A 23988-nucleotide genomic window follows, 5' to 3' on the forward strand; every position below is an offset into this window, starting at 1 on the left:
CCCAAATTTTAGCCGAGCTGTGCATCTATCCATTCGGAAAGCTGGTCGATCCCCTCGCCCACACTTTTCAAAGGTCGCCATTCCAGTTCGCGGACCGTCCTGTCGATGTTGGCGACAGCGCACCGCACGTCGCCGTTGCGGAACATGCCGTTGACGTGCGGCTCCGGCGCCCCATACCGCTTTGCGATGATCCTCGCCAGATCGAGAACCGTGGTCTTGTAGCCAGTGCCGACATCATAGGCGAACGATTGCGACAGATTTGCTCTTGTGGCCTTGTCAATCGCCGAGGCGACGTCGTCGATGAAGACAAAATCCCTTCCGATATCTCCGTCTTCGTAGATCGGGATGCTCTTGCCTTCCTTGGCCATCCTGATGAACAACGACACAATTCCCGTGTAGCTGTTCGTCAAGGACTGGCCAGGACCGTATACATTCTGGAGGCGGAGCACGTTGACGGTTGTCCCGAACGAAAGAGCCCAAGCTCGCAATATCTGTTCCTGGGTTAGTTTGGTGGCTCCGTAGATGCTGGTTGGGTTCGGTATCGTTTTTTCCGCGTCCATCGGCAGAGGCTCGAGCCCAGGGAAATCCCACTCCGCGCGTTCAAGCTGCTGCTTCGATCGCTGACCCGGATAGGTTACCTCTCCTGGATTTCTGGACCGCCATGCCCCTTCTCCGTAGACGGCGCGGCTCGAAGCCAGGACAAAGCGCTCGGGAACATGCGATACCGTGGCGAAGGCATCCAACATGCGGGTTGTGCCGAGGACATTTGCTATCGCGTGGCGAGAAGCCTCTGTGAGCGACTGTCCCGTGCCCGTTTCAGCCGCCAGATGCACGACAACTTCAGGTCGGGTGGTTTCCAATGCCTGCGCCCAGGTGGAAGCCTCCGTCACATCCGCAACCATGAGCTCAACGCGAGGATCAAGTTCGGCAGGGCGCTTTCGCTCAGCGTGAATCTGCGGATGCAAACTGTCGATGACAACTACGCGATAGAAGCGATCTGCCAATTTGGTGGACAACGCGCATCCAATGAATCCGGCTCCACCGGTAACCATACATGTCTTGGACATTCAAGCAGCATTCCGTGTTCCATTAACCAGGCTGTTCGTTATCAGCGTCAACCTCATTTGAACAGGTATAGAGCACCTCTCCGGTGGAATTGGATTTGAGGTGTCGCATTCGGGCAGCCACGCGCAATGCCATGCGCTAATCTGGTTCCGCGGTCCATTTTCGATAGCCAAACTCGCCAGCCGACAACAGAACATCGCCCAGAAGGGTGATAATCCGATGCGTAACCGCAACGGCGGTGGCCGCGGCCGCGGGTATGCCGATCGAGGAAAGGCCCGCGATGAAAACCGCTTCCCTCACACCCAAACCGCCGGGAGCCCCAGGCACAACAAAACCAAGCAACCAGCCGGCGGCTGAGACCCCGATCACCATCTGCCACTCGATCGTGGGTCCGTACAGCACATGGACAAGGAGGACGACGATCAAGCCATTGGCAAGGAAAAACAGGCCGTAGCAAGCGACGCTGATCGCAGCCATCGAAAATGCGAGGTGTTTTCGGCTCTGCTTGAAATATCGGCCCGCAACGAGGGGGGCCAGCATAAGGGCCGCCAGTCCGGCGCCGATATAGACTGCTGATGCCAGATAGCGGCTTATTCCGTAGTCCTCGCCGATCTTGAGCAGGAAGGAGAAGGAGAAGAGCAGTGCCACGCTTCCGGAGGCGAGGACCATCAAAACGATCTCCATCACCTGCGCGTAAGAAAGCGCATCCTTTGCAGCACCATATCGGGCCGCCAGGACAAAGCGTCCGACGAGATGGATGACGTTGGTCGGCAGATATTTGTAGACTTGGGTCCGCGCGAAAACGCGCATTGCACGGACCGCGGAGATTGCCTTTTCTCCGACCGAAACCAACAGGGTGAACCAGGCAAAGCCCACCAGCTGCAGAGCGAGCGCGTAAAGAAGCGCACAGGACACGACCACAGCAACGAACCGAGGACGCTGCAGCATATCGGCGAGCTGATCGGCATATCCGTAGACGGAGCGTATGACAAAGTACATTGCCGCAATGGCAATGACGGTACCGCCGGCGCGAATGATCCTAGAGTTCGGCACGAGCGCCGATCGGCTTCACAGGCAGCCTGCCGTCGGAACTTGCAATTTCGGCGACAATGCCCGGGTCGCGATTGCCACGGGTCGCAACAATCAACTCGGCGACCATGCCAAACAGCGTGAACTGCACCCCGACGATCATCAAGAGTGTCGAAACAAGCAGCAACGGCCGGCCGCCAATGGCTTCACCGCCAAACCATCGCGCACAGAGAAACAGGAAAATCAGGAAGCCGATCGAGAAGACGGCCACACCCAAGCCACCGAAAAGATGGCCGGGGCGCGAATTGAACTTCGTGATGGTCACGACTGTGAGCAAGTCCAGGAAGCCCTTGAGCAGGCGACCAACCCCATATTTGGATTTTCCAAATCGGCGCGGGTGGTGCTGCACGACGATCTCACTGACCTTGAAACCAGTCGCGTAGGCCAGGGCTGGAACGAAGCGATGAAGCTCGCCATAGAGGCGGATGTTGTCAAAGACCTCGGAGCGATAGGCTTTAAAGCCGCAGTTGAAATCGTGCAGGCTGACGCCGGTGACCTTGGCCGTCACTCGATTGAACAGCTTCGAGGGCAGCGTCTTGCCGAGCGGATCGTGGCGCACCTGCTTCCAACCCGAAACGACATCGGAGCCCTCTCGGATTTCGTCCAGAAAACGTGAAATTTCCTTCGGGTCGTCCTGCAGGTCTCCATCCATCGTGACGATGATATTGCCCGACGCGTTGGAGATCCCTGCCTGCAGCGCGGCTGCCTTGCCGAAATTCCTCCGAAGCCGAACGCCCTTTACATGGGGGTAAGCCTTGGTGGCGGCCAGAATCTCCTTCCAGGTATTGTCCCGACTGCCGTCGTCAACAAAGATGACCTCCTCGAGCGAGGCGGCATCGATCTGCTCGAAGGCGGCCTCGATCTGGGCAATCAAAGCCTGAACAGTGTCTTGCTCGTCCTTTACAGGCACCAGTATCGAGACTGTCTGCACGTCAGGCCCTCTGCGTCAAAATGGAGGTCTGGCTGGGGAATGGCAATGCAGGCGCAAGCCCCCGTGTCACGCGCTCCTGCAGGCCGCAAGAATTGATGGCCTGGCGATATTCGGGCCTGTTGCTGTTGTCGAACAGAATCATACCGCCCGGAGACAGACGGCGAACTGACTTCGCCAAGCAGGAAACCCTGGCCCGGCCGTCGATCACAATGAGGTCGAAGGTGCCGTCGACCCGGTCGATCGATGACACGTATTGATCGAAAGAGCATTGCGTATAACCCTTTCGATTGGACCTGGCCTTGCTGGAAGCAGAGGCGGCTACCGGCTCCACAACTCGCACGGCGATGTTGGGATAGGCGCCAAAAATGCCGCCCATTGTTTGCGCGAACGGAGCGTCATGCTCGACGGAATCGACTGAGCCGCTTCGTTTCGCCAACCAAACTGTGCTGGCGCCGGCACCAAATTCATAAACGCGGGCCTTGTGATTGCGCGAGGCCAGAAAACTGTTCACGGCATCAATCGCGGAGAATGTCCACCACGGCATGTCAAGCCGAACCAGGTCAGCGCTGTCGTATATGCCGAACAGACTTCTGATCCAGAGGGCAAAGCGGTTGTTCGACCGCTCCAACGCCGCAAGCAATCCACAGCGCTCAGCTACTTTCCGGGCGAATCTGACGACGCTTACATAGGTACTTTTCAAAACTGAAATCCAACCCCAGGTGCCTGCAATCTCGTCCACCCAGACGGCGTGAGCAAAACTGCATATATCGATCGAGAAGCAGGGCTAGCCGGCACACGTCGAAGATCTATGTAGCCACTCCAGCCATAGTCGTCACGCCCTCGCCCGAGGAACTTCGCCACGTCCGGCCGATGCGCTCCTCCCAATCCCAACCCCACGACTGTTCCCGTGCCGTCAACGAAGGCAATGCAGCGGTAGGTGGTAAGAATATCGCTGCCCAGCAGTGGGGGCCACTTGTTCGAGGTGTCCGCGACCCAACCGGAGACGCGTCCCCACTGCGGATCTTCTATTTTGGACACGGCATCAATGTGGCCCGTCAAGCTGTTCGGCTGGGTAGGGATTGCCAGCCCGGCGCCGAGCGAGGGGCAGCCGAAGTCTCTGCCGTTGAACGGGACGTGATTGAATTTCTTCAGATTGTCTTCGACATTGTAGTAATCGACCCCAGCCAATGTAACGTATCGCATCAAGTCGGGGTCTTTGACGCCGAGCGACAATGCCAATGTTGCGAGATCTTTTCCTTCAGCCCTGACAAGAGCGTCATTCAGCCTCGGCATGCCGTTGACGACGATCAGTGCGGCTACCGCCGCGAATATGGCGATCGACAGACGACGCTTGAAATCAACTTGCCACACCAGACACGAAACAGCTCCAAACAGTCCGACCCAAAAAAGCGCCGGAAGGGTTGCATATCTGCTGGCTAAGGCTGCCGCGTCTCCTCCCATATTCGATCGACCAATAGCGGCCAGCACGCCCGACATGACGGCATAGGCCATGATCGCAATCCAGAAGGCTGATCGGTACCTGCTTTCGCCAGGCCGCAAAAGGCAAAACCCAACGATCAAAGCGGCCGCTGCGATTCCGATTGCGCCCAGCGGAATTGCGGCTGCTTCGGTTGTTACGATGCCGCCACCAATGAATGTCAGGCAAAACAGCGCAATCCCAATTGGATCGAAACTGCGTGCGGCGTGATAATCGGGGACTTTCTGATTCATCGCGACAAAAATCACGAGGGCCAAGCCCGCCGCGAAAATCAAGATGCCGAGCCGCCGTGTTTTGGCAGTGCAAAATCCTTGGATGCCGATCACACACAATGCGGTCAGGCCCGTGCTGTAGAATTGCGTGGCAAAAACGGCCAACGCGATCGCAGCCACATAACCTATAGGCATGTCTTTTTCGGTCGACTGCCAAAAAGCCAATACAGCCAGCACGGTGAAGAGATTTGCACCGATCCAGGCTACTCCACTCATGCCAACAAAGAAATTGTGTGCGGCAAGCGGACTGAATACAAACACCGACACGGCTATCCCGACGACAAATGCTTCAAACCAGGATCGCGCAAAGAGCGACAATGCGCCCGAAAAAACCAACGCTATGAGAAGGGAGAACGCGACAACAGTGACCGACAGGCCGATATTGTCCCCTTGGGTAAGGTGAAAATTCAGCAGATAAAACAGTTTTGCGCCGGCAATAATATGCTCGTTTGCCGTTACATACAGGTCCTTCAGCGTCGGTACCCCGTCCAGCGATCCGACCATTGAAGGGAGAATGCCCCAATAGTCGTTATCCGGAACACCTCTCGCCTGCACCGTGAGCAGGAGCGCAACCACGAACACCGCGATCGGACCAACAAACGCGACCGCGAAAGCGGGGGTTGAACGGCTGACAGAGAGGGTGCGAACGGTGGCCGACATTAGTCCTGCGTTTGCTGCGTATTGCCTTGCGTTGGCATAGGTGGCACCTCGCACACACCGCCAGACTGCGCAACAAAAATTCGACGACTTGGCAAGCGGACCGGCGGATCGGTCCGGTGTGCGTCTCAAACGCCACAAGTTGGCGCGACTGGAACGATCAGCCGTCGCATGAATGAGAAAGCATATCCGGTGGCTTGATGTTGCCCCTGTTCTGAAGAAACCGATTTCCGATGGAGAGGCCAAGAGCAGAGCTCGCCTCTCTCCAATTGAATTTCGCTTTCAACGAAAAACCGCGGCGATCCTTTTCAGCAACAGCGTGACAATCGCAGACAGCGCTCGCAGGGGGCTGGTTATTCGCCAGCTCGTTGAGTCCTTGAACTCTTGAACGACCCGTTCACTTTGCTCCATTCTTTCCTGGAGCGCTTGCCCACGTGCTATCTCGTTGTCGCGCTCGGTCTGCAGCGCACTAACAGTCGCGTGCGCGGCTGAAATCTCTTCGGCCCTCTCGACGAGATCCGACTCCATCCGTGCGATCTGGGCGTGACCGCTGTGGAGCTGTTCACGTATCTCGGCCACCTCGCGGGTGAGTTCCTGTATCCGCGCCCCGCGGCTCGTCACCAACGCCCTGTTGGTCTCGATTTCCTCTTCCATGGTCGTCGACGCTAGAGACCATGGATTTCCGGCTTGATCGAACGCTTTGCTTGTCGTGCCGGCAAGAGAAATCATTTCCCTTTCGGCGAGCGCGATCCGGCCTTGCACATTGCGAGTCCCAAGAACATTTTGCGGACTTGGTCGCTTGGTCACAATGCAGAGCGAGTTCAAAAACTCGACGGAATGAATGGAGGCCAGCAAGGCTTCCCCGAATACGGTCTTATACCTGTCGGAGAACGTGGCTAAGGCATCCGCCCGAAAGCGGGGCAGTCCCCAATGCTCATGGTTGACCACATCGAGCAGGCGCTTGAAGAACGACATCGACGAAAGCGGATCATAGAGACCGCCTTCGAATTCCCGCCAGTAGCTGCAATGCAAATCTTCCGCTATGAAAACCCCGCCATCAGAAAGATGAGAGAAATAACGGGCGAAAGAGCGCACTATGTCTGATGAAGTATGCGACCCGTCATCGATTATGATGTCGAATGTCGCGGATTTCGCAACAATTTTTCTTTCTACCTCATCAGTATTGGCATCCCCGATGACCAAAGCAATCTTTTGATCGTCGAAGACCAGACCGCTGCAGGCCGTGTCGATATCGCAGCCAAGAATGAGTTCCGAATTCGGGAAATATCGCGGCCAGATTTCGAGAGAACCACCGTTTTGGACGCCAATTTCCAGGAGTCGAACCGGCTTCTTCCGATAGTCCACAAAAACGCGGTCATATGCATCCAGATAGCTAGACCATTTGTCCGACACTTTGCCGCTATGGGCATTGTACAGGTCGTGAAGCGAAGGGGCGTGCGCATTGACCGGCATGGCATGCGCCTCGGTCCGAACAATCGCCGGGACGTCACCGACCGCCTCGGGGCCGACTGCCTCCGGGCCGACCGCGTCTAAGTCGACCGCCTGTGAGCCGGCCTCTGCATCGCGCATGTCTTTCGGCGATAGGTCCTTCTTCATGCCTCAAGCCCATCCCGTCTTTCAGACCAGGACACGACGCGCCACCGCTTCAGTCGATTGCCGCCAGTCAGGCGCATTCCATCCGAAGACGGAGGCGAATTTCGCGCTTGATAGCCGGGAATTGGCGGGGCGTCGCGCCTTGGTCGGGTAGTCCTTCGTAGCAATGTCCCGTACTCGCGCCCAAGGGCCACCAGACACTCGGCTTGTGTCCAGGATATGGCGGGCAAAGCCGCTCCAGTTGGCCTCGCCCGTGCCGGCCAGATGATAGACACCGAACGCAGCGAAGCTCTTGTTGCCATGCAGCGTCGCCGCCGCATGCAGGACTGCGTCGGCGATATCGAGCGCGGAGGTGGGATTTCCCCACTGATCGGCGACCACCGATATCTCATCCCGGTCGGCGGCAAGCCGCAGCATGGTCTTGACGAAATTCTTGCCGAACGGGCTGTAGACCCAAGCCGTGCGCAGGATCAGATGGCGCGGATTGGCGGCTGCCACCGCCTGTTCGCCGGCGAGCTTGGAGGCACCATAGACGCTGCGTGGTGCGGTCGCGTCGGTTTCGACATAGGCACCGGAAGCGCTGCCATCGAAGACATAGTCGGTCGAAAGATGGATGACGGGAATGCCAAGCTGCGCTGCGGCTTCGGCCACCTTGCCGGCGCCGACAGCGTTCACAGCAAATGCCAGGTCAGGCTCATCCTCAGCCTGATCCACGGCGGTGTAGGCGGCAGCCGACACGACGATATCCGGCTTCGCGGCCGCGATAGCATCGATGACGGTATCGGGCTTTGCCAGGTCGAGCTCCGGACGGCCGATGGCGATGACTTCCACGCCGGCGTGCCTCTGGCCGGCCTCAAGAAGGCTTGACGCGACCTGGCCCTCGCGCCCAGTGACAACGAGCCTCACGCGGCCCCCTTGCGCGCTTCGCCCAATCGCTCACCGGCATAGCGCTCTTCGCGGATCGGCCCCCACCACCACTTGTTTTCGAGAAACCAGTCCACGGTTCTCGCCAGGCCACTGTCGAAATTCTCCTTCGGCGCCCAGCCAAGCTCGCGACCGATCTTGGAGGCGTCAATGGCATAGCGGCGGTCATGGCCTGGACGATCGGTGACGAAAGAGATCAGATCGCGATAGCTCTTGCCGCCGGCCCGAGGACGCCTGATGTCGAGCAGATCGCAGATCGTCTCGACGACGCCCAGGTTGGTGCGCTCCGAATTGCCGCCGACATTGTAGCTCTCGCCTGGCGTGCCCTTGGTGGCAACCAGCTCCAGCGCACGCGCATGGTCCTCGACGAACAGCCAGTCGCGCACATTGGCGCCGGCGCCATAGACCGGCAGCGTTTTTTCGTCGAGCGCATTGAGGATGACCAGCGGGATCAGCTTCTCGGGAAAGTGGTAGGGTCCGTAATTGTTCGAACAATTGGAAAGCACGACCGGCAGGCCATAGGTTTCGTGCCAGGCCCGCACCAGATGGTCCGACGCCGCCTTCGAAGCGGAATAGGGCGAAGACGGCGCATAAGGCGTTTCCTCGACGAACAGACCGCCGTCAAAGGGAAGATCGCCGAACACTTCGTCGGTCGAGACATGATGGAAGCGGAAGCGGCTTTTCCTGTCGTCGGGAAGGCCGCGCCAATATTCCAGCGTAGCATTCAGCACCTTATAGGTGCCGACGATGTTGGTCTCGATGAAGGCGCCAGGTCCGTCGATCGATCGGTCGACATGGCTTTCGGCAGCAAGGTTCATGACGATGTCGATTTCGTCCCGATGCAGAATGTCGAGCACCGCCCTCTCGTCACAGATATCGGCATGAGCGAAGCGGTAATTGTGGGCATTCTCGATCGGCCGCAGCGAGGCCAGATTGCCCGCGTAGGTAAGCTTGTCGAGATTGGTCACGCGATAGGCCGGGTTGGCGCACAGATGCCGGCACACCGCAGAACCGATGAAACCGGCACCGCCTGTCACTAGAAAATTCATGTTGCTGTCCTCATGCAACCCATCAGGCGAACACTTCGGCGGCGGCCAACACCGGCGCCTTGAGGTCCTTGTCCGAAAGCTGGAATCCGCCAGCCAATGACGGCCATTCGATGCCGATGGCAGGATCGTCGAAACGGATCGAGCGGTCGTGCTCGGGCGAATAGGTATCGGTCACCTTGTACAAGACTTCGGTGTCCGGCACGAGCGTCACGAAGCCATGCGCAAAGCCCTTCGGCACCAGAATCTGGTTGCCCTTTTCGGCGGTAATTTCGAGCGCAACCCATTTTCCGAACGTTGGCGAGCTGCGACGAATGTCGACCGCCACGTCCAGCAGCGCACCCCGCACGACACGCAGCAGCTTGTCCTGGGCTCGCGGCGCAAGCTGGTAGTGCAGCCCGCGCAGAACGCCCGCCGCGGCGGAATAGGACTGATTGTCCTGGACGAAACTCAAGCCTATGCCGGCCTGTGAAAAGCGCTCGGCATGATAGGTTTCGACGAAGAAACCACGCGCATCGCCATGTCGTTTCGGAATGATTTCCAGCACGCCTTCGATGCCAAGGGACCTGACCTCCAGCATTTACTCCTCCAACCGCTCGACGACGCGCCGGCGAAGATAGACGGCATACTCGTTTTTTCCCAGGCGGGTGGCGCGCTGGAGGACATCGTCCGCCGTCAACCAGCCCTGTTCGAAGGCGATTTCCTCCGGGCAGGCAACCTTGATGCCCTGGCGATGTTCGATCGTGCGCACGAACGAAGACGCTTCGTGCAAGCTGTCGTGGGTGCCGGTGTCGAGCCAGGCATAGCCACGCCCCAATCGATGCACATGCAACTGACCACGCTCGAGATAGACATTGTTGACCGCCGTGATCTCAAGTTCGCCACGCGCCGAAGGCCGGATCGCCGGGGCAATGTCAACGACATCGTTGTCATAGAAATAGAGGCCGGTGACGGCCCAGTTGGATTTCGGATTGTCTGGCTTTTCCTCGATCGTCAGGGCGGTTCCGGTGACCTTGTCGAAGGAAACGACACCGTAACGCTGGGGATCTTCGACATGATAGGCGAACACGGAAGCCCCCGTCTCGCGCGATGCCGCCGCACGGCAGAGTTGCGACAGGCCTTCACCGAAATAGATGTTGTCGCCGAGGATCATCGACACGCTGTCCTTGCCGATGAAATTCCGGCCGATGATGAAGGCTTCCGCAAGTCCGTTGGGTTGCGGTTGCTCGGCGTAGGACAAATCAAGCCCGAACTCCGATCCGTCGCCAAGCAACTCGCGGAAAATCGGCAGATCACGCGGCGTTGAAATGATCAGAATCTCGCGGATACCCGCGAGCATCAAAACGCTCAGCGGATAATAGATCATCGGCTTGTCGTATATCGGGAGGATTTGCTTGGAGACTGCCAACGTTAGCGGATAGAGCCGCGTTCCGCTGCCTCCAGCAAGGATAATTCCTTTCAAGAAGTTCTCCTTGACATGCCTAAACCCCCAGCCCTGACATAAACCGCGCTCGTGCTTAGGTTCCATGCAATGGCTTGTCAATCTCGGCGATCGACAAACAGCCGGACTATTGGCGCGCCAGGCGCGCCCTCCGCTAGGTCAGTCCAAAATACGCCCGGTACCAGTCCACAAACCGCCCTACCCCATCGGCAACCGTCGTCACCGGGCGGTAGCCGACCGCCTGCTCCAGCGCCGATGTGTCGGCAAAGGTATCGGGCACGTCGCCGGCCTGCAGCGGCAGCATTTCGATGATGGCTTTCCTGCCAAGTGCGCTTTCCAGCGCCTCGACATAGGCGGTGAGCTTCACCGGTTTGCTGTTGCCGATGTTGAAGATGCGCCAGGGGGCGCTGCTGGTGGCCGGATCCGGACGGCYGGAGTCCCAGGCRGCATTGCCGACAGCCGGGYTATCGCTGGCCCGGACGACGCCTTCGGCGATGTCATCSACATAGGTGAAGTCGCGCGTGTGGTTGCCGTTGTTGAACAGCTTGATCGGCTCRCCGGCAAGAATGCTTCTGGTGAAYAGGAAAAGCGCCATGTCCGGACGCCCCCAGGGACCATACACCGTAAAGAAGCGAAGCCCGGTCGTCGGCAACCCGAACAAATGGCTGTAGCTATGCGCCATCAGCTCATTGGCGCGCTTGGTCGCGGCGTAGAATTGCAGCGGATGATCGGCCGGCCGATGCTCGGAAAACGGCATGTCGGTGTTGGCGCCGTAGACACTCGAGGTGCTGGCATAGGTCAAATGCGCAACGGCGCTGCTGCGGCAGGCCTCGAGCATGTTGGTGTAGGCGATGATGTTGCTTTCGACATAGGCATGCGGGTTTTCCAGGCTGTAGCGAACCCCTGGCTGGGCGGCGAGATGGATCACCCGGTCAAACGTGTGGTTCGCAAAGCAACCATCGACCACGCCCTTGTCGGCGAGATTGCCGCGGATGAAATGATAGCTCGCATTGGTCTTGCGGCTGGCTTCCTCCAGCAGCCGCAGCCTCGCCTCCTTGATCTGCGGATCATAGTAGCTGTTGACGCTATCGATGCCGACAACCTCGTCGCCGCGCTCCAGCAGGCGCTTCGATACGTGACAGCCGATAAAGCCGGCGGCGCCGGTGACCAGGACCTTCATCAGAAGCGCCCGTCCAGTCCTCGATCTCTCCCGGTGTTCAGGAGCGCTTCAGCAGCGACCACACGGCCGGCACCAGGCTTGCCGCCAGGGCAACCTTGATCAGATCGCCGACGATGAATGGCACGACGCCGAACTGCCACGACTTTTCGGGACCGATCAGCAGCGCCAGCCAGGCAAAGCCCATCGCCATCATGACGACTTCGGCAACCAGCATCGCGCTGAAAAGCTTGCCCGGATGACGGTCCCAGCCCCGATCGGCGGCCCAGCCGACAATCGCCGCCATGGCCACGAAACCCAAGAGATAGCCGCCGGTCGAGCCGAGCATGTAAGCAATGCCGATACCCTTTTCCGGGGTGCTCTGGAAGACCGGAAAGCCCATTGCGCCCTCTGCCATGTAGAGCAGCACGGTGGCGACGCCCAGACGCATCCCGAAGGCAGCGGCGATCAGCAACACGGCCAGCGTCTGCATCGAAATGTCGACCGGCCCGAGCATCACCTTGGTCTTGGCCGACAGGGTCAGCAGCAGCGTTCCGGCGATCGCCAGGAAAAGCTGCGTTGCCAGCCGCGCCGCGCCCTCTTGCGGCAAAGCCAGAGACACAAGCGGACGCATCGTTGTTGCAATTGCCATCGTATTTCCCCAATCCGATTGCCGCTATCTCATGTTCGCGGCCTCGCGTTCTCCTATATTGGCTTGTGTGTTATGCGGCAATCGGTTTTGCCGTCTCCTCGAACAAGGCACCGATGCACCTGCCATGGCTCTCAAATTCGAAACCGGCTTCGATCCCGCCTATGGCAAGGCGGTGAGCGTCGCGCCTGATATCCAGCGCATCACCGCCCGCAATCCAAGCCCCTTCACCTTTCACGGCACCAACAGCTACATCGTTGGCCGCGATACGCTGGCGGTGATCGATCCTGGGCCGGACGACGAGGCGCATCTGCAAACCCTGCTCGAGGTGATTGCAGGCCGGCCGGTCAGCCATATCTTCGTCAGCCATACGCACCGCGACCATTCCCCGCTGGCGGCCCGGTTAAAAGAACGCACCGGCGCCGCCGTGCTGGCGGAAGGACCGCATCGCCCTGCAAGACCCCTGCATATCGGCGAGACCAACGCGCTCGACGCCAGTGCGGACACGGCTTTCGTTCCCGATATCGCATTGCCCGACGACAGGGTGGTCGACGGCGACGGCTGGTCGATCAGGACGATTTTGACCCCGGGCCACACCGCCAATCATGCGACATTCGCGTTGGAAGGAAGCGGGATCCTGTTTTCGGCCGATCATGTCATGGCATGGGCGACGTCGATCGTCGCGCCGCCGGATGGGGCGATGGCCGACTATATGGCCTCGCTGGACCGGCTGATCGAACGTGGGGACCGCCTGCTGCTGCCGGGACACGGCGGGCCGGTGACCGCACCGCGCCGTTTCATGCGCGGGTTGAAGACGCATCGCAAGATGCGCGAGCGCGCCATCCTGGAGCGGGTCAGAGCCGGCGATCGGACGATCGTGGACATGGTCAAGGCGATCTATCGCGATACCGACCCGCGGCTGCATGGCGCTGCCGGATTGTCGGTGCTTGCCCATCTCGAGCACCTGGTGGAACGCGGCCTGGTCGTGACAGACGCCGCACCGGCCATTGACGGCAATTTCACGCCGGCCAGATAGGCCGCCAAGCTCATTCGGCCGGAGCCGCGCCAACCTGACCGGCGACTTCCTGGTCGAGTTCAGCGAGGAAATCGACGATATGCGCGGCATTGTCGCCGAGATCGTAGCGGCCGTAGCGAGAGGCCGACCGCATGTCGACGATGATCGTGTCCCCGTCGTCGGTCACGCGGATCGCGACGTCGGCGGGAAGACCGAGCACAAAACCCTTGGCCACTGCGGTAATCGTCACCTCGGTTTGCCCCCTGAGGTCTGGATAGGGCTCGGAAAGGTCCCAATCGCGCCGGTCGAGCACGGTCTCGACGGCATCCACGACGGTGTCGAACGGCAGGTCGTAGCTGCGTGCGCTAACCAGCGGATAGCTCTCCGTCTGCAGCCGCTGTTCGCCAGGCGTGGATGGGGAGAGCACATTCATGTCTTTGGTCCGGTCGCTCACGTCGAGCGCGGGCGGATTGTCGAAATCCGTCGAGATATCCCTGAGCGGCGGATAGATCGTCGCCCAGTAGGCGGCAATGCCATAGGGTGCGAGCACCAGCAGCGCCAGCAAGGCGCCGACTGTCAGGTCACGACCACCAAGGTCGCCGAAGTTCCACAGCCGCGAAAAGGCAAACCCGGCAAACAACAGCGCCAGGGCCGCCAGCAGCGCCACAATACCCATCACCCACAGGAAGACAGGCGTTTCGACGAGGTCGAAGCGATGGCCGACGAAAGCGGTCAACAGCAGCACCGCCGAAAAGGCGGCCGTGCGTCGCGACCATCCGGCCGCCTTCGAGGTCTGCCGTTCAGGAATACTTGCCATCAATTGCCGCACCACCCCAACCCGAACGGAGACTTAGAGCGGTTCGTCGTTTCACGGAAACGATAAACCGCTCTATCTCTTTGTTTTGACGCAATTCCCGGAATTGCTCTAGAATCTTTTGCTGGCGGCTTGAAGCCGAAAGACGCAACATTCCCGTCAATCCGTCGGCAAGCGATAGTCCCGGAATTGCTGACGCAAGGTGATCTTCTGGATCTTGCCGGTGGCGGTGTGCGGTATTTCGCCGACGAAGGCGACATCGTCCGGCATCCACCATTTGGCAACTTTGCCATCCATGAAGTCGAGAATGTCAGCCTTGGTCGGTTCCTTGCCTGGCTTTCGGACAACGACCAGCAACGGCCGCTCGCCCCACTTCGAATGATGGACGCCGATGGCTGCTGCCTCGGCGACGTCGGGATGACCCACAGCCAGGTTCTCTAGATCGATGGTCGAAATCCATTCACCGCCGGACTTGATGACGTCCTTGGCGCGATCGGTGATCTGCATATAGCCGCCGGCGTCGATGTGGGCGACGTCGCCGGTGTCGAACCAGCCGTCCTCGTCGAACTGCTCCGAGCCAACACCGCCATAGTAGGCGCGGGCAACGGCAGGTCCACGCACCTTCAAGCGGCCAAATGTCTTGCCATCCCAGGGCTGAGCGTTGTCGTCGTCGTCGGTCACCTTCATTTCGACGCCGAAGGGTGGATAGCCCTGTTTCTGCTGGACATCGAGCCGGGCTTCGCCCTGGAGACCGGCATAGTCCGGCTTCAAGGTGCACAGTGTGCCGAGCGGCGACATTTCGGTCATGCCCCAGGCGTGGATGACCTGGACATCGTAGTTCTGCTGAAACTTGGTCATGATCGCGCGCGGGCAGGACGAGCCGCCGATGACGACCTTGTTCAGATAGGGAAGCTTCTTGCCGGTCTCCTCCAGATACTGCAGCAGCATCATCCAGACGGTCGGCACAGCAGCGCTGAAGGTCACCTTCTCGGTGTCGAGCAATTCATAGATCGAGGCGCCGTCCATCTTGCAGCCGGGCATGACCAGCTTGGCGCCGATCATCGGCCCGCTCTGGCCAAGGCCCCAGGCATTGGCGTGGAACATCGGCACGACCGGCAAGATCGTATCGCGTGCCGACAGCCCCATGGCGTCAGGCATGGCGGCGATCATGGCGTGCAGCACGTTCGAGCGGTGGCTGTAGACGACGCCCTTCGGATCGCCCGTGGTCCCCGACGTGTAGCACATGCCGGCAGCCGTGCCTTCGTCGAAGGTCTTCCAGGCGAAGTCGCCATCCGCCTCATCAAGCCATTCTTCATAGGCAACCACATTCGGCAGGGTCGTCTGCGGCATGTGCGCCTTGTCGGTCAGCACGATCACCTGTTTCAGTGACTTGACGGCGCCGGCGATCTTCTCGAGCAACGGCACGAAGGTCAGGTCGACGAAGACAGCCTTGTCCTCAGCATTGTTCATGATCCAGACGATCTGCTCGGGAAACAGGCGTGGATTGAGCGTATGGTAGATGGCGCCGATGCCCATGATGCCGTACCAGGCCTCGATGTGGCGCGCCGTGTTCCACGCGAGTGTGGCAATGCGGTCGCCCAGGCGATAGCCGTCGCGTTCCAGCCGCTGGGCGACCTTCAGGGCGCGGCGATGGATGTCCGCATAGCTGGTGCGCACGATCGGCCCCTCGATCGAGCGCGACACGATTTCGCGCACGCCATGCTGCCGCTCGGCATTGTCGATGAGCTTATGGCAAAGCAGCGGCCATTCCTGCATCAGTCCCAGCATTCGTTCCTCCCCTGCGCTTTGCGTCGTGCTTTTCGTGCCATTGTGGAGCGAACCGGCGGATTGTCCAGCCACCAGCACCGGCAAGCCCAGCATTGATCGGCATGACGGACAAGACCGCCACAATCCGGCCATCGTCGGCGTTAAGGTTCGTTAACGGGCAAGGGGCGATTGGCGACTGAAAGAGGTTCGCATGGACGCGCAGCTCGACGACAAGTCCCTTGAGAATACGCTTGCCGAAAGTCTGGCCGATCTGGGCCCTGATACAAAGACTGTTTCCGAAGATGAATTTGTTGAAGTTGTCGGCGGCGCGCTGGAAGCGGTCGGCGGCACACTGCTGTTCAAGATGTGCGTCCAGAACGAAGGCGAAGGCCAGCACGTCGCGGCCGCGTCGATCGGCGACGGTGGCAACCGCCAGTTCCTGCTGCTCACCTTGCCAACCGGTGGCGGCCCCCTGAAGGTCGAGACCACGTCGAGAAGCAGCAATCCGGTGGCCGGTATCGCAGCCGCCTATGCCGGGCTGATGGATGCGTTCAAGACCGCCGCCTGACCATCTCAGGCAATCTTCGAAACCGTGATCGGGCCTGCACCCGGCCTGGGCTAATTGTTTGCGTGTTGCGTGGCGGCAGCAGGGCTTGCGCAACGCGTTTGCGCGACACACCTTAAAGCCGAGGCAAGGAGAACCCGCATGGATCAGATCGTCAACCCGGCACCCGGGTTCCAGCGCAATCCCGACAAGGTCATCACCATCGAGCCTTATGTCGGCACGGTTACGGTGCGAGTCGGAGACACGGTCATAGCTTCATCGACGAAGGCCAAGGTGCTGACCGAGCCTCCCTATCCCGCAGCCTTCTACATTCCGTTCGCCGACATCGATTTCGGCAAGCTCAGCAGCACGGAACACTCGACCCACTGTCCCTACAAGGGCGATGCCAGCTATTGGAGCGTGCTGCCTGCGGGCGAGACCGGCCAGAACGCGATGTGGGCTTACGAGCAGCCTTTCGACGAAATGGCTGAAATCCGCGACCACGGCGCATTCTACGCCAGCAAGGTCAGCATCGAAGCAAACCCGGGCTGAGCGCTTCGACTTGCCTCTCAGGTGCATCGGGAGTCAGGTCGGGCCGACATCACCCGAATCTCAACGCACCTAGAGCAGTTCACCGTTTCACGGAAACGGCGAACGGCTCTAACTCTTTGTTTTGACGCAATTCCGGACGGAAAACCGTTTCACACTTTCCTGGAATTGCTCTAGTCCGTGGTGCCGTGATTGCCGAAGCCGTCGGCATCGTCGAGCCGCACGAAGGTCAGGCCCTTGGCCTTGAGCGCCAGAAGCCCCTGCACCACGCCTTCGCCGGCCGCATGGGTCGGCTGGTTGATGTGCGAGATAATGACGTCGCCGTCCTTGGCCGCCGCGATGCGCCGCGCGGTTTCCCTGGCGCCGAGCAATGAGCCACCATCGCCGTTTATCGAGAATCCCGCGATCTTGAAGCCAAGCTTGCGGATCATGGCGATCGCCGACGGGCTGTATTCGGCGGTCGCACCACGAAACCATTTCGGCGCCGGCTCGCCGGTCTTGGCAAGGGCGGCGGCACCCGACTGGACCTCGGCCAGCACGGCGTCAGGGCTGCCGGCGCTGCGGATGCCGTAGATCTTTTGCGGCGTGTCGACGGCAGGGATATGATGGCCGCCGTGGTTTTCCAGTTCGAACAGGTCGGGATGCGCCCGCATGACCTCGACCGCGGCAGCGTTTCGCTTCAGCCAGATGCCGGTCACGAAAATGGTGGCGGGTATCTTGTTTTCGACCAGCGCCGAAAGGATCCGGGTGTCGGTCTGTCCACCGCAGGCATCGAGCGTGAGCGCAACGCGGCCGGCTCCGCTTGCCTCGGGCCTGATGTGCAATGTCGGCTCGACGAGCGGCGCGGCATGGCCGCTGGACACCACGGCCAACGACATGGCGATCATGCAGAGAGTTTTTTGCAGCAGGCGCATCAAACCGAATTCCCGACCGGGTGCTTTCAAGCAGGCATACCAAGACCCGCATGAAGGCGAAAATCGGGTTGGTGCATAGCAGAAAGCGCCCGGCGCGACAATTTGACTGTCCGCGGTGTGAGCGGCTTGTTCCGCGACCAGCGATGGCCGTTGTCCGCGCGACGCATGAACTCAGATGGCGCGTTCGAGCTTCACGTCGGTGCGCGAAAGGAGTTCGCGCACCGCATCGACGACTGGTTTGACCTCCAGTCGCCAGACGCAGTAGGCCCTGCCGAAATCCGGCCGGCCGCAACGGTCGCTGGCCACGCAGTCGCAAGGCATCGGCGGTTGAAGCGCGATATTGGGCACGCCGACGGGACCCCACTGCGACGGCGGCGTCAAGCCGAACAGGCCGACAACCGGGATTCCGGCTGCAGCCGCCATGTGCATCGGGCCGCTCTCATTGCCGAGAAACAGCCGGGCCTGCTTCAGCACCGCCAGCAACGTCTCAAGCGACAGCGCTCCAACGAGATTGACGACGGGCGACGCTGTCCTGGCGACGATGCGTTCGGCAATCTCCCGCTCGTCCGGGCCGCCCACCAGAACGACGTCCAAACCGGTTTCGCCGACAATCTCGCCAATCGCCTCGGCAAACCGCTCCGGCTGCCAACGTCGCCCTTCGAAGCTTGCGCCGGCGTGCACGGCGATGAAAGCGTTTGGATGAAGATGATGCTTGCCCAGCAGCGCCAACGCATTTGACGTCTCGGGCGGGAGCGGTTGGAGGTTTGGAACCGTCACATGGAGACCGACGCCAAGCGCCTGGAGCGGCGAAAGATAGCGGTAGACGAAATGTTCTTCACCAAAGCCAAATGGCTTGGCAAACACGTTGGCGGGCTGCCGCTCCAGCAGACGCAATGGTCTCTCGGTGGGATTGTAGCCGACACGGGTCTTTGCATTGACCAGCCCGGTGAGCATGCGTGACGTCTTTGAATCGGTCAGGTCGATCGTCATATCGAAATGGAAACGGCGCAGCGCCCGCACGACGGCGTAAAGCTCTTTACCGCGCTGCAGGGGAGTGCCGCGCAGGTGGGCACGCTTGAACGTGACCACCTCGGAGGCAATGTCATGGGCGACGACGAAGCTCGCGAAGCGAGCGTCGCACAGAAACACCAGCCTGGCATCGGGGAATTCGAGCCGCAGGTTTTCTGAGAGCACCGAGGCGAGAACGAGATCTCCAATGTACTTCGTTTGAATGACCAGGATCGAGCGAATCGGCGCGGGTGCAGTCTGCAACATCTGTTTCCCAGGACAATTGGCGGGATTTCGAAATTACGCAATGATTACGCAATACCGTCAGCACGTTCGTGTGAATTGCTTTACAAAACGGTAAGCTCGACCGGATGGATCCTATCCGCGGCCGGCCTTAGAGCAATTCACCGTTCACGGAAACGGCGAATCTCCTTTGCTTTGACGCAATTCCCGAGGCAAAAGCGTATCACACTTTTCCTGGAATTGCTCCAGCTCTTTGCTTTGACGCAATTCGGGACGGAAACTGCTTCACACTTTTCCGGGAATTGCTTTCGCAACCAGCACCGCCGCCTGCGCGGCCGCTAACCTCGCAATCGGCACGCGATAGGGCGAGCAGGACACGTAGTCGAGGCCGACCTCTTCGCAAAACCGAATCGAGGCCGGATCACCGCCATGTTCACCACAGATGCCGAGCTTGATGTCGGGCCGTGTCGCCCTGCCCTTTTCGGCAGCCATGCGCACCAGTTCGCCAACCCCGTCGATGTCGAGCGAGACGAACGGATCCTGATCGATGATGCCCTTCTGGCGGTAGGTCTCCAGGAACGAGGCCGCATCGTCGCGCGAGATGCCGAATGTGGTCTGGGTCAGGTCATTGGTGYCGAAGGAGAAGAATTCGGCCGTAGCGGCGATGACATGGGCGCGGATCGCCGCGCGGGGGAGTTCAATCATGGTTCCAGTCAGATAGTCGATCTTGACGCCGGTTTCCTCCATGACGCTTTTGGCGACGGCATCGATGCGCGCCTTGACGTAGTCGAGTTCCTTCACCAGGCCGACCAGCGGCACCATGATTTCGGGAACGACAAGTGCGCCGGCCTTCTTGCCCGCCTCCACGGCGGCCTCGAAAATGGCGCGTGCCTGCATCTCGGCGATCTCGGGGTACGAAACCGCAAGCCGGCAGCCGCGATGGCCGAGCATCGGGTTGAATTCATGCAGCGCGTCGGTGCGCTGGCGGAGCTTGTCGGGCGACACCTTCATGGCGGCGGCAACCTCGGCCACCTCCTCCTCGGTCTTCGGCAGGAATTCGTGCAGCGGCGGATCGAGCAGGCGGATCGTCACCGGCAGGCCTGCCATGATCTCGAACAGTTCGAGGAAATCCGAGCGCTGCATCGGCAGCAGCTTGGCGAGTGCCGTGCGCCGGTCCTTCTCGGTGTCGGCCAGGATCATCTCGCGCATGGCGACGATGCGGTCGCCATCGAAGAACATGTGCTCGGTGCGGCAAAGCCCGATGCCTTCGGCGCCGAAGGAGCGCGCCATGCGCGCATCGAGCGGCGTTTCGGCATTGGTGCGCACCTTCATGCGGCGAACGGCGTCCGCCCACTCCATGATGGCGGCGAAATCGCCGGACAGTTCCGGCTGCAGCATCGGCACCGCACCCTTCAGCACCTGGCCGTTGCCGCCGTCGATGGTGACAATGTCGCCCTTGCGGAAGGTCGACCCCATCGCCATCAGCGTGCCGGCCTTGTAGTCGACGCGCAGTGAGCCCGCGCCAGACACACAAGGTTTGCCCATGCCACGGGCGACGACCGCGGCATGGCTGGTCATGCCGCCGCGCGTGGTCAGGATGCCTTCGGCCGCATGCATGCCGTGAATGTCTTCAGGACTGGTTTCGATGCGCACCAGGATCGCCTTGCGACCTTGCGTCTTCAACTCTTCGGCGTCAGCAGAGGAGAAGACGATCTCGCCGGTGGCAGCACCGGGAGAGGCTGGCAGCCCGACGCCGATGACGTCGCGCGCCGCCTTGGGATCGATGGTCGGATGCAGCAGCTGGTCGAGCGAGGCCGGATCGATGCGGGCGACCGCCTCTTCCTTCGTGATCAGCTTGTCCCTTGCCATTTCGACGGCGATCTTCAACGCCGCCTTGGCGGTGCGCTTGCCGGAACGGGTCTGCAGCATCCACAATTTGCCGCGCTCGATGGTGAATTCGAGGTCCTGCATGTCGCGGTAGTGCTTCTCCAGACTGTCGGAGATGGTGACGAAGGATTGAAACGCGTCCGGCATCAGCTTCTGCAAGGACGGCTTGTCCGATCCGGCGGCAATGCGCGCCGCCTCGGTGATGTTCTGCGGCGTGCGGATGCCGGCAACGACGTCCTCGCCCTGCGCGTTGACCAGGAACTCGCCATAGAGCATCTTTTCGCCGGTCGACGGATTGCGGGTGAAGGCAACGCCGGTGGCCGAGGTTTCGCCCATATTGCCGAACACCATGGCCTGGACGTTGACCGCCGTGCCCCAGCTTTCGGGGATGTCGTGCAGGCGCCGGTAAGTGATGGCGCGGTTGTTCATCCAGCTCGAAAACACCGCGCCGATGGCGCCCCAGAGCTGCTCATTCGGATCCTGCGGAAACGGCTTGCCGAGTTCTTCCTCGACCTTGGCCTTATAGAGCGCGATGACGCCTTGCCATTCGAGAGCCGTCAGTTCGGTGTCGAGCTCATAGCCGAGCCCGCCCTTCTGGTCTTCGAGGATTTCCTCGAACACCTCATGGTCGAGACCCATCACGACATCGGAATACATCTGGATGAAGCGACGGTAGCTGTCATAGGCAAAGCGCGCGTCACCCGAATCGGCGGCCAGCGCCTCGACTGTCTCGTCGTTCAGCCCGAGATTGAGCACGGTATCCATCATGCCGGGCATCGAGGCGCGGGCACCCGAACGCACCGAGACCAGCAGAAGTTTCGACGGATCGCCGAACCGGCGGCCGGTCAGCCGTCCGATATGATCGAGCGCGACCGCGACATCCGTTTCCAACCCTGCCGGATAGGTGCGACCATTGGCGTAGTAAGCGTTGCAGACCTCGGTGGTGATGGTGAACCCGGGCGGCACCGGCAGGCCCAGACTGCACATCTCGGCCAGATTGGCGCCCTTGCCACCCAGCAGATTCCTGTCGCCGGCACGGCCTTCCGCCGCACCATCGCCAAAGGTGAAAACCCATTTGGTCATGCTTTGCTCTCCGGTTGCAGGAGATTGGAAAGATTGGCGAAACGGAAAGTTCCGCCGTGTCCGACTGTGGAGCGATATGATGCTGCAGTGCGAAACGCAAGGCGTCGGCAAAGTTGTGCGGCCGCTACAATCGATTAAGCAAAAGCTCTGTCCAAGGATGCGGCAAAAAGACTTGTCATTCCGGAGCTTTTGGAATAGAACATAACCGGAACAAAGGTGCGCCATGAAACTACACGGAAAACTCGATTACCTGGAAATGCCGGCGACAGGCGGAACGCTGGACCGGCTCAAGGCTTTCTACAGCGCTGCCTTTGCCTGGTCGTTCACCGACTATGGACCGACCTACTCAGCCTTTGCCGAGGGGTTGGACGGAGGCTTCCAGGCCGACGCGGCGGAAGCCCCCGCCAAGCCGCTGCCCGTGCTCTACAGCAGGGATCTGGAAGCGACACTCGACGCCGTCGAAAGTGCCGGCGGCACGATTGTCAAGCCGATCTTCTCGTTCCCCGGCGGCCGGCGCTTTCACTTTGTCGATCCGGCCGGAAAYGAGATGGCGGTGTGGGCCGAATAGCCATCGCATGTCATCTGGCAGCACTGCGTTGCCTGCCCATTTTGGGCGTTCCCATCGTCGCTCATAAGGATTGTGCTTTTCGGCTGCTCTGCTAAGAACGCGCCGCACAAGCGACTCTGACGGCAATTGGGGCGTCGCCAAGTGGTAAGGCATCGGTTTTTGGTACCGACATTCCCAGGTTCGAATCCTGGCGCCCCAGCCATCGTCATTTAATTCAATAAAATCACATACTTACAGAGATTTCAATTTCTAGGCGCGGGGTATTCTAGGTCACCTATCTAGGTCTCATTCAGTCGGCATTCACGGCGTATTCATCAGGCAATACGCCTGTAGCGCCGATCCGAGAATGCAGAGCGCCGACAGGATACCCGCAGCTATGCCAGCCCAAAAGGTCCAGCCGATCCAGCGGTTTGTGCCGTCATCGAATTTTGGCCAATGCTCATCTTCGAAGATCATGCCGGGGTTCACGGCTTCATAAACGCGAGCCTGAAAGCTCCAATTCGCCCAAACGAGAAAGCCGCATAAGAAGGCCAGAAGCAGCCCGGTGACGTGCCACCAGAACACAGAAGGCAATATGGACTTCGACAGCCGATCGTTTTGCGCGAGGAAGGCGACAGCGGCACCATGCACCAGCAAGAGCGAAGCTATCAACCATCGGCCATAGTCGGCATTTAGCTGGAAAGCGTGACGCTTGCTCGTCTGGTAATCCTCATAAGTCAGCTTCCGAACCTCGATAGCTTCCTCGCGTGTCATTGGCATGTGATACCCCTCCAGCTACTGCCGTTAGCTCACCGTCACAGAATCAGCTATCCCGCCTTTCGGGAGAATATCATGGCTGATGATTTCGAGGACGAACTTGATAGCGAGGACGACCTTGCACAGGCCCTTCCCGACACCTCGCTATCGACCAAGTTCGCCGATCCGCAGGCGGCCGTCGATGCAAGGATCCCTGACGACATTCGACAGAAGTATGAGTTCTTCAGCTACAAGAACGCCGTTGTCGTCCTTTCTGTTGATTTCCACCGAGAACTGACCCGGCATTTCCACCGAGAAGTGACCCGCCTCTCATGTATGTTTCGGTTCGGTGTTGACGGTCAAGGTTCTGGCTTTCTCCTTCGCTTTTTTAGGCTCGTGTGCGGAGCTGTTTTTGAACCGGAAGCTGTCGTTCCCGGTTTCCAGGATGTGGCAATGGTGGGTCAGTCGGTCGAGAAGCGCGGTCGTCATCTTGGCATCGCCGAAGACACTGGCCCACTC

The 23988-nt window shown here is 59.9% G+C and carries 23 protein-coding genes and 1 tRNA gene; 5 read left to right on the forward strand and 19 right to left on the reverse strand.

From position 1 onward, the window contains the following. Window positions 1-8: 8 nt before the first annotated feature. The 12 genes from AC1DZP_RS31270 to AC1DZP_RS31325 all read right to left on the reverse strand — a co-directional run bounded on the left by AC1DZP_RS31270 (window position 9) and on the right by AC1DZP_RS31325 (window position 12345). Complete coding sequence (locus AC1DZP_RS31270; protein ID WP_477307688.1) at window positions 9-1067, reverse strand: NAD-dependent epimerase/dehydratase family protein; 1059 nt, start codon at window positions 1065-1067, stop codon at window positions 9-11. Between the two features lie 136 nt (window positions 1068-1203). After that, entirely contained in the window at window positions 1204-2118 is a 915-nt protein-coding gene (locus AC1DZP_RS31275) for a lysylphosphatidylglycerol synthase domain-containing protein (protein ID WP_477307690.1), read from the reverse strand. Next, window positions 2105-3085 (reverse strand): glycosyltransferase family 2 protein, encoded by a 981-nt coding sequence (locus tag AC1DZP_RS31280; protein ID WP_477307692.1) that lies wholly within the window; start codon window positions 3083-3085, stop codon window positions 2105-2107. Before AC1DZP_RS31280 ends, AC1DZP_RS31275 begins: the two co-directional genes overlap by 14 nt. Window position 3086: 1 nt before the next feature. Next, entirely contained in the window at window positions 3087-3785 is a 699-nt protein-coding gene (locus AC1DZP_RS31285) for a class I SAM-dependent methyltransferase (RefSeq protein WP_477226133.1), read from the reverse strand. Beyond that, window positions 3782-5515 (reverse strand): hypothetical protein, encoded by a 1734-nt coding sequence (locus tag AC1DZP_RS31290; RefSeq protein ID WP_477307694.1) that lies wholly within the window; start codon window positions 5513-5515, stop codon window positions 3782-3784. The genes AC1DZP_RS31285 and AC1DZP_RS31290 overlap by 4 nt, the downstream gene beginning before the upstream one ends. Before the next feature lie 279 nt (window positions 5516-5794). Further along, entirely contained in the window at window positions 5795-7129 is a 1335-nt protein-coding gene (locus tag AC1DZP_RS31295) for a class I SAM-dependent methyltransferase (protein WP_477307696.1), read from the reverse strand. A gap of 21 nt (window positions 7130-7150) precedes the next feature. After that, window positions 7151-8032, reverse strand: coding sequence for a dTDP-4-dehydrorhamnose reductase (gene rfbD / locus AC1DZP_RS31300; RefSeq protein ID WP_477226130.1), 882 nt, complete (start codon window positions 8030-8032; stop codon window positions 7151-7153). Then, a complete protein-coding gene (gene rfbB, locus AC1DZP_RS31305; RefSeq protein WP_477226129.1) occupies window positions 8029-9099 on the reverse strand; it encodes a dTDP-glucose 4,6-dehydratase in 1071 nt (356 codons plus the stop codon). The genes rfbD and rfbB overlap by 4 nt, the downstream gene beginning before the upstream one ends. Before the next feature lie 22 nt (window positions 9100-9121). Further along, complete coding sequence (rfbC, locus tag AC1DZP_RS31310; protein ID WP_095091969.1) at window positions 9122-9676, reverse strand: dTDP-4-dehydrorhamnose 3,5-epimerase; 555 nt, start codon at window positions 9674-9676, stop codon at window positions 9122-9124. Continuing rightward, window positions 9677-10558, reverse strand: a complete 882-nt coding sequence (gene rfbA / locus AC1DZP_RS31315; protein ID WP_477307698.1) for a glucose-1-phosphate thymidylyltransferase RfbA — start codon at window positions 10556-10558, stop codon at window positions 9677-9679. A gap of 133 nt (window positions 10559-10691) precedes the next feature. Beyond that, entirely contained in the window at window positions 10692-11717 is a 1026-nt protein-coding gene (locus tag AC1DZP_RS31320) for an NAD-dependent epimerase (RefSeq protein ID WP_477307700.1), read from the reverse strand. 37 nt (window positions 11718-11754) lie between these two features. Continuing rightward, window positions 11755-12345, reverse strand: coding sequence for a biotin transporter BioY (locus AC1DZP_RS31325; RefSeq protein ID WP_477307702.1), 591 nt, complete (start codon window positions 12343-12345; stop codon window positions 11755-11757). 124 nt (window positions 12346-12469) lie between these two features. Here AC1DZP_RS31325 and AC1DZP_RS31330 point away from each other — a divergent pair, with 124 nt between their 5' ends. Then, on the forward strand, window positions 12470-13378 hold the full coding sequence (locus AC1DZP_RS31330) for an MBL fold metallo-hydrolase (protein WP_477307704.1): 909 nt from the start codon (window positions 12470-12472) through the stop codon (window positions 13376-13378). 10 nt (window positions 13379-13388) lie between these two features. On the opposite strand, the gene AC1DZP_RS31335 is transcribed toward AC1DZP_RS31330, so the two are convergent. Continuing rightward, window positions 13389-14174 (reverse strand): DUF1499 domain-containing protein, encoded by a 786-nt coding sequence (locus AC1DZP_RS31335; RefSeq protein WP_477307706.1) that lies wholly within the window; start codon window positions 14172-14174, stop codon window positions 13389-13391. Window positions 14175-14330: 156 nt separating this feature from the next. Next, window positions 14331-15959 carry a fatty-acid--CoA ligase gene (locus AC1DZP_RS31340; protein WP_477307708.1) on the reverse strand — a complete coding sequence of 543 codons (1629 nt, stop codon included), beginning with the start codon at window positions 15957-15959 and terminating at the stop codon, window positions 14331-14333. Between the two features lie 190 nt (window positions 15960-16149). On the opposite strand from AC1DZP_RS31340, the gene AC1DZP_RS31345 reads away from it, so the two are divergent. Then, window positions 16150-16506, forward strand: a complete 357-nt coding sequence (locus tag AC1DZP_RS31345; protein WP_457154218.1) for a hypothetical protein — start codon at window positions 16150-16152, stop codon at window positions 16504-16506. Window positions 16507-16644: 138 nt separating this feature from the next. Further along, window positions 16645-17034, forward strand: a complete 390-nt coding sequence (locus AC1DZP_RS31350) for a DUF427 domain-containing protein (RefSeq protein ID WP_477307710.1) — start codon at window positions 16645-16647, stop codon at window positions 17032-17034. Window positions 17035-17204: 170 nt separating this feature from the next. Here AC1DZP_RS31350 and AC1DZP_RS31355 read toward each other — a convergent pair whose 3' ends face one another. The 3 genes from AC1DZP_RS31355 to ppdK form a co-directional block, all read right to left on the reverse strand. Next, window positions 17205-17945 (reverse strand): polysaccharide deacetylase family protein, encoded by a 741-nt coding sequence (locus AC1DZP_RS31355; RefSeq protein WP_477307712.1) that lies wholly within the window; start codon window positions 17943-17945, stop codon window positions 17205-17207. 171 nt (window positions 17946-18116) lie between these two features. After that, a complete protein-coding gene (locus AC1DZP_RS31360) occupies window positions 18117-19220 on the reverse strand; it encodes a glycosyltransferase family 9 protein (RefSeq protein ID WP_477307714.1) in 1104 nt (367 codons plus the stop codon). 261 nt (window positions 19221-19481) lie between these two features. Continuing rightward, window positions 19482-22166 (reverse strand): pyruvate, phosphate dikinase, encoded by a 2685-nt coding sequence (ppdK, locus tag AC1DZP_RS31365; RefSeq protein WP_477307716.1) that lies wholly within the window; start codon window positions 22164-22166, stop codon window positions 19482-19484. A 223-nt stretch (window positions 22167-22389) separates the two neighbouring features. Here ppdK and AC1DZP_RS31370 point away from each other — a divergent pair, with 223 nt between their 5' ends. Further along, complete coding sequence (locus AC1DZP_RS31370) at window positions 22390-22734, forward strand: VOC family protein (protein WP_095091959.1); 345 nt, start codon at window positions 22390-22392, stop codon at window positions 22732-22734. A gap of 127 nt (window positions 22735-22861) precedes the next feature. After that, window positions 22862-22936: transfer RNA gene (locus tag AC1DZP_RS31375), tRNA-Gln, on the forward strand. Window positions 22937-23034: 98 nt separating this feature from the next. Here AC1DZP_RS31375 and AC1DZP_RS31380 read toward each other — a convergent pair. Both AC1DZP_RS31380 and AC1DZP_RS31385 read right to left on the reverse strand, forming a co-directional pair. Beyond that, window positions 23035-23493 carry a hypothetical protein gene (locus tag AC1DZP_RS31380; protein WP_477307718.1) on the reverse strand — a complete coding sequence of 153 codons (459 nt, stop codon included), beginning with the start codon at window positions 23491-23493 and terminating at the stop codon, window positions 23035-23037. A gap of 306 nt (window positions 23494-23799) precedes the next feature. Beyond that, window positions 23800-23988 (reverse strand): ATP-binding protein (locus tag AC1DZP_RS31385; protein WP_477302916.1); only part of this gene is annotated, 189 nt, incomplete at its 5' end.

This window comes from Mesorhizobium sp. P2_F8 (assembly GCF_056403655.1).

Excerpts from the sequence above, each read along its gene's own strand:
- AC1DZP_RS31270 (WP_477307688.1), bottom strand. The coding sequence starts at position 1,067 with ATGTCCAAGACATGTATGGTTACCGGTGGAGCCGGATTCATTGGATGC.
- AC1DZP_RS31290 (WP_477307694.1), bottom strand. The coding sequence starts at position 5,515 with ATGTCGGCCACCGTTCGCACCCTCTCTGTCAGCCGTTCAACCCCCGCT.
- AC1DZP_RS31295 (WP_477307696.1), bottom strand. The coding sequence starts at position 7,129 with ATGAAGAAGGACCTATCGCCGAAAGACATGCGCGATGCAGAGGCCGGC.
- rfbB (WP_477226129.1), bottom strand. The coding sequence starts at position 9,099 with ATGAATTTTCTAGTGACAGGCGGTGCCGGTTTCATCGGTTCTGCGGTG.
- rfbC (WP_095091969.1), bottom strand. The coding sequence starts at position 9,676 with ATGCTGGAGGTCAGGTCCCTTGGCATCGAAGGCGTGCTGGAAATCATT.
- AC1DZP_RS31325 (WP_477307702.1), bottom strand. The coding sequence starts at position 12,345 with ATGGCAATTGCAACAACGATGCGTCCGCTTGTGTCTCTGGCTTTGCCG.
- AC1DZP_RS31330 (WP_477307704.1), top strand. The coding sequence starts at position 12,470 with ATGGCTCTCAAATTCGAAACCGGCTTCGATCCCGCCTATGGCAAGGCG.
- AC1DZP_RS31335 (WP_477307706.1), bottom strand. The coding sequence starts at position 14,174 with ATGGCAAGTATTCCTGAACGGCAGACCTCGAAGGCGGCCGGATGGTCG.
- AC1DZP_RS31340 (WP_477307708.1), bottom strand. The coding sequence starts at position 15,959 with ATGCTGGGACTGATGCAGGAATGGCCGCTGCTTTGCCATAAGCTCATC.
- AC1DZP_RS31345 (WP_457154218.1), top strand. The coding sequence starts at position 16,150 with ATGGACGCGCAGCTCGACGACAAGTCCCTTGAGAATACGCTTGCCGAA.
- AC1DZP_RS31350 (WP_477307710.1), top strand. The coding sequence starts at position 16,645 with ATGGATCAGATCGTCAACCCGGCACCCGGGTTCCAGCGCAATCCCGAC.
- AC1DZP_RS31355 (WP_477307712.1), bottom strand. The coding sequence starts at position 17,945 with ATGCGCCTGCTGCAAAAAACTCTCTGCATGATCGCCATGTCGTTGGCC.
- AC1DZP_RS31360 (WP_477307714.1), bottom strand. The coding sequence starts at position 19,220 with ATGTTGCAGACTGCACCCGCGCCGATTCGCTCGATCCTGGTCATTCAA.
- AC1DZP_RS31380 (WP_477307718.1), bottom strand. The coding sequence starts at position 23,493 with ATGCCAATGACACGCGAGGAAGCTATCGAGGTTCGGAAGCTGACTTAT.